The 4811-nt window shown below is 61.9% G+C and carries 8 protein-coding genes; 4 read left to right on the top strand and 4 right to left on the bottom strand.

The window, feature by feature from the left end:
* Positions 1–391 precede the first annotated feature (391 nt).
* The gene (locus MJD61_14950) at positions 392–1231 is read left to right on the top strand and encodes a helix-turn-helix domain-containing protein (protein MCG8556568.1); all 840 of its coding nucleotides are present in this window, start codon (positions 392–394) and stop codon (positions 1229–1231) included.
* Positions 1232–1256: 25 nt separating this feature from the next.
* On the top strand, positions 1257–1598 hold the full coding sequence (locus MJD61_14945) for a VOC family protein (protein ID MCG8556567.1): 342 nt from the start codon (positions 1257–1259) through the stop codon (positions 1596–1598).
* A 60-nt stretch (positions 1599–1658) separates the two neighbouring features.
* Here the strand turns inward: MJD61_14945 and MJD61_14940 are convergent, their stop codons facing one another.
* Positions 1659–1829 (bottom strand): ribbon-helix-helix protein, CopG family, encoded by a 171-nt coding sequence (locus tag MJD61_14940; GenBank protein ID MCG8556566.1) that lies wholly within the window; start codon positions 1827–1829, stop codon positions 1659–1661.
* Positions 1830–1893: 64 nt separating this feature from the next.
* Here MJD61_14940 and MJD61_14935 point away from each other — a divergent pair, with 64 nt between their 5' ends.
* Positions 1894–2061 carry a hypothetical protein gene (locus tag MJD61_14935; protein MCG8556565.1) on the top strand — a complete coding sequence of 56 codons (168 nt, stop codon included), beginning with the start codon at positions 1894–1896 and terminating at the stop codon, positions 2059–2061.
* 228 nt (positions 2062–2289) lie between these two features.
* Here the strand turns inward: MJD61_14935 and MJD61_14930 are convergent, their stop codons facing one another.
* From MJD61_14930 to MJD61_14920, 3 genes are all read right to left on the bottom strand, one after another.
* Complete coding sequence (locus MJD61_14930; protein MCG8556564.1) at positions 2290–2862, bottom strand: PIN domain-containing protein; 573 nt, start codon at positions 2860–2862, stop codon at positions 2290–2292.
* Positions 2863–2877: 15 nt separating this feature from the next.
* Positions 2878–3378: a helix-turn-helix domain-containing protein gene (locus MJD61_14925; GenBank protein MCG8556563.1), complete on the bottom strand. Its 501-nt coding sequence runs from the start codon at positions 3376–3378 to the stop codon at positions 2878–2880.
* 444 nt (positions 3379–3822) lie between these two features.
* Positions 3823–4287, bottom strand: coding sequence for a type IV toxin-antitoxin system AbiEi family antitoxin domain-containing protein (locus MJD61_14920; GenBank protein MCG8556562.1), 465 nt, complete (start codon positions 4285–4287; stop codon positions 3823–3825).
* Between the two features lie 86 nt (positions 4288–4373).
* Between MJD61_14920 and MJD61_14915 the strand changes: the two genes are divergently transcribed.
* The coding region (locus tag MJD61_14915) for a hypothetical protein (GenBank protein MCG8556561.1) at positions 4374–4811 on the top strand (438 nt) is incomplete at its 3' end.

Below are 4811 nucleotides of genomic sequence, written 5' to 3'. Positions count from 1 at the left end.
GGTGCGGCTACACCGCTTTCCAAGGAGGTTGCCGTCTCTGCTGCACACCAGCAGGTCGGCCACCCTTCGGGAACTACGCTTTCAGCTCAGGTCCTCGCCTGCGATCGAGACCCCCGCCGCGGAGCGGCTTCGTTCAACAGCGCGTGACTCTGACTTTACAGCTGGGCCCGTTGCCAACTCCTCACCCGCTGCTTCACAGCACGCACGTCGTTGATGTCGTTCGGGTTGTCGTCGGTGCGCGCGATGCTCAGAGCACGGGCGCGAAATGGCTGGCCGCTGCCATGTGGTCGTTGCCAACGAAAATGGCTCTGAGGTTAGCAGGGCTGTAAACCTCAGAGTCGGCGGCTCGCCGTCCGCTTCCGGAAGCAATCCCCTCACGGTATGGTGAGGCATGGCTTCCGACGCACCGCCATCTGAAGGCAACGATGCCGAGTTCATCTGGCATGATGGCCGTTCCTGGGGTGCAACGTACGTCGCCGGCGCGGCTCTTCCCCACGGCCTGGCGCGTCGCGAGCCTGGGTCTCGCTTCCCGAAGCTCGTGATTCCCGTCTGCGGCAGCATCACGGTGGGCCAAGCGGCACACCATGGTCCCTTCCTCTGCTCACCTCGGCGCAGCCACATTGACGTCGGCATGCCCAAGGCTTCCAGAGCAATCGAGGTGCAGCTTCGCCACGAGCACCTTCCGGCGCTGTTCGGTATCAGAGCCATCGACCTTGATGAGCGGATCGTACCCCTGTGCGATTTGTCGCCACGGCGGGCGAAAGAGATCGCCGCCACAGCCGAAACGACCGATTGGCCGCAAGCGTTTCTGCGTCTCGCTGATGCCGTTCGCGGAACTACGTGTCGCCGCCCGGATCCGCGACTAGCCCAAGCTTGGGTGAGGCTGCGAGAGAATGCAGGTCAGCAATCCATCTCCCGGCTGGCCAAGGACTTGGGCTGGAGCCGCCGAACCCTATCGACCAGATTCTCGGAGCTCTACGGTTTGTCTCCAAAGGTCGTCGCTCGGCTCTTTCGGTTCGAGCGAGCTGTCGACCTCTTGCGGGAGGGCGCCAGTCTCGCCCATGTCGCTTTGAGCAGCGGCTACTTCGACCAAGCCCATATGCACCGCGATTTTGCCGAGTTCATCGGCAAATCACCGGGACAGCTTCAGACCGCGGAACCGAGTCGAGTGGAAAACCTCTGGGACGCTGGGATCCCAAATTTCCAAGACCACGTGTCGCCCCAGCAATAAGGTCTGCCGGAAAGGAGAGGCGCACATGAAGGGCGAACCGAGTCATTTCGAGATAGGCGTCGCGGAGGCCAGTCGAGCGAAGCGTTTCTTCGCCGACCTACTGGGCTGGGAGTTCGAGGCGTTCGGCCAAGGCGAACAGGGCATCGTGCGAACGCCGACCGTCCGAGGAGGACTCCACGACGGCGTCCAGCAACCATCGATCACCGTCTACTTCGAGGTTGAAGACATCGACAAAGCCGTCGAGCTGGTACGAAAGCTTGGAGGCAAGGCAGAAGAGCCAAGCCCCGAGGAGCCGGGATTCGGCCGGTTCGCCCACTGTGAAGACGATCAAGGCTTGCGCTTCGGACTCAACGAACGACCTAAGTGACGCGAACCCTTGACGCCCGGAGCCACTCGATGAGTCGCCGCTTGTCGTGGTTGCTGGTGGTCATGCGCGCTCGGTGAAGAGCTGGGCGACCTCGTGCTCGCCGGCGGCGGTGAGGTAGTCGGCCAGCGACTTGCGGAAGAGGTCCATGCGAGTCTTGAGGCCGAGGCGCTCGCGGGCTTCGTCGACGCGGGCGACGATCTCGGCCTCCATGCGCAGGGGCAGCACCTTCATGTCGGGGGCCTCGCCGTCGGCGTAGCGCCGTCGGACCGGGCCGGTTCGCCTCGACGGGCCCGGCATGCGCTGGAGCCGCGACCGCGCCGAGGCTGTGCTGCACCTGCGCTGCGTGCTCATCAACGGCATGTGGGCTGACTTCGAGCGCTATCTCGCCCTGCGCAGACTTAAGCTCGCCCCGCAACCGGTGCCGACTCGCACCCATGACGCCGTCCCCCACAAGGCCGCGTGATGCTTACGCATTCACGCGATGCAAAGTGGGATCTGCACCCAAGTTATATTGCATCGCGGGGGGTCCCTGTGGCAGGCACTCGATCGCCGAGCCATAGCGGCGACGAACAGTGCATCCCGGTTCATTGACCCGTGGACGCCACTGGTCGACGAACCCACTCGACCAGCGTTGGCAGAGCTATCTGTTTGTCCGCGAGATACCGATTTAGGATACCCGCCTCGCGAGTCATCAGCCGGAACTCGGGTCCGTGCGGGCATCGTGATCTGCGATTGCTTTCGCAAACGACGGGACAGACTTTCCGAGTCCGTGGACGACTTCTGCGAACGAGCGTGGCGGTCTCTTCAGAGCTGCTGCTTGCGACTTGACGATTTCGAGCATGCCATCTGGGTCGAGGTCGAACAGGTTGCCGAGGAATTCATCTGGCGACTGCGCCTCGATACCTTCGGGAAGGTCTCGAAAGTCTTTCAGGTTGCTGGTGACAATGACTTGCGCGCCAGCTCTTACCGCCGCAGCAGCAACATGCCGATCTTTCTCGTGGTTGGACATCGCGGGAATCAGGGCTTCGTAGTCCTCGACCAACGACTCCGGGAAGTAGCTCGTCATGGCGGTGCGAAGGTGTTCCGCTTGCTCCTCTGTCGTAGTCCCTGTCGACACCAGGTTCCGCTGCACTTCGTCGAGGATCTGATCCGACCAATAGAGCTGGTAGAACCCTTCCGCGGCCGCGCGTAGAAGCGTGTCCCGGAGCGTGAAGGGGAACAACACATCGGCGTCTAGGACGACCTTGAACGGAGCAATAATCATGTGAGAGTCCGCAGGCTACTTCAGTTCTTCGTAGCCCCCGAACTCTTCGCTCATTCTGGTCAGTTCGTCGAGTCCTTCTCTGCGCTCACGGTCGCGTTGCTCCTTGAACCCCAGAACGTCTTCGATTCTCAGTCGCCGGTGCTTGCCCGTCTTTGTGAAGGGGATCCGTCCGTCGTTTAGAAGCCGGACGAGGTACTGGCGCGAAACGTTGAGCAAGTCAGCGGCCTGCTGCGTGGTCAGCTCTTTGCCGACCGGAACAATCGTCAGGGAATCGCCCCGGGCGAGCAGTTCAGCCACCCGCTCGAGGACGTAGAACATGGCCTCCGGGATGCCGATGCTCTCCCCGGCTGGTCCAACGAGTCGGCACTCTGTGAAGCGAGGGCGACGACCTTGCGCGGCCCGATCGAGAAGCCGGAAGATTCGCGCGGCGTCCGCCTGCTGCTCAGGTGGAGCCGAGACCGGCGTCATCCGGCGGATCTGCTCTTCGAGGGAGCGTTGAGTTGCTTCGCTAGGCATCTTGGACCTCCACACAGAGAAGGTAAGCCGTATTCGACCCAAGCGCAACCAAGAAATCGACCTAAACGCAACTCGCTGTGGTGAAGACAGCGCGTTCACACAGGAATTTCAGCCACTTGCCAACAGGCGCCCAGGCGCCGCAATACTCATCGCGACTGAGCATATCGGCTCCCGCGAGCAAGTGAGTCAGAATCGGCGGGTAGTCAGCGGGTAGTGGGCGGGTAGTGCTGAGCCCACTACCCGCCGCCTTTTCACACGAAATCTCAGGTGGTTAGGAGCCTTGGCGGGTAGTGCGGGTAGTGACTTCCATACTTACGCGCGCGCGGACCAAAACGAGACTCTGACGAGGTGCCGTCTAACAGGTCGAGAGATCGCGGAGCGCATGAACCTCAGCGAGCGTCGTGTTTGGCAGATTCTCTACCGCCATTGTGAAACGGAGATTGATTAGTGCTTCGTAGCGAGACCGATCCAGATGTGCTTACGCTGATGGTGGACGCGTCCACAAACCAGGCGGAGATCCACGCGAGTGTGTTCGTCAGCTACAACGTCGACGACGCCAAGGAGAAGATCAATTACGCTCGCCAACTGCACGAAGAGTTGCCACTGGCGTACCAGAAACGCTTGGTCGTCGACTCGAAGACGGAGCTTGGGAACCAGCACAGCGCCGGCGGCGAGCGGGTTCGTGTCGGCGACCCCCTCGCGGCCGCGATCAGCGGGGACGAGTTGGAACAGGCCCGGGCGCAGACGCTCGAGCCAGCCCTTCTTCACCAGCCCGTGGGCGAGCTTGCGGGCGTAGCCCTCCGAAGCACCGAGCGCTTCGCGCAGCTCGGCCAGGGTGACGGTCTTCTGGTTCCGCCACTCGAGGTCGAGGACCACCTTGGCCTCGTTCTGGGAGAGGGTTCGTTCCATGGGTGCCTCGGTTGTAGGTTCCGCCGTTCGTTCCTCCTTCGGTAACGTATAGCAGATGCTGCAACCAGGTTCCAGAACCTGGAAATGTGGCCTACGAACGTTACGGCCTGCGAGCCAATCGCGCATCGACTTACGCCGCCTGGTTCCGCGCCGTCTGCAAGAAGTACCCCCACAAGAAGGCCGCCGAGGTACTCGACGATCTCGTGACCGAAACGCCAGGCGAGGAAGGCAAGTGGTTCGCCGCGGCCAAAGACGCCAAGCTGTTTGACGAAGCCATCACGCTTGCCAATCGCACGCCCTGCTCGCCACAGACACTGACCCGGGCGGCGCGCGATTTTGAAGATAAGAACCCTCAGTTCGCAGTGGAGGCCGGCATGACTGCGCTACGTTGGCTGGTGGAAGGATACGGCTATGAGGGGCCTTCTTGTGTGGGTACTTCTTGCAGACGGCGCGGAACCAGGCGGCGTAGGTCGATGCGCGATTGGCTCGCAGGCCGTAACGTTCGTAGGCCACATTTCCAGGTT

Source organism: Pseudomonadota bacterium, assembly GCA_022361155.1.
Taxonomy (GTDB): domain Bacteria; phylum Myxococcota_A; class Polyangia; order Polyangiales; family JAKSBK01; genus JAKSBK01.
Note: the sequence above shows the minus strand (reverse complement) of the source record. Positions and strands in the feature narration are given on the sequence as shown.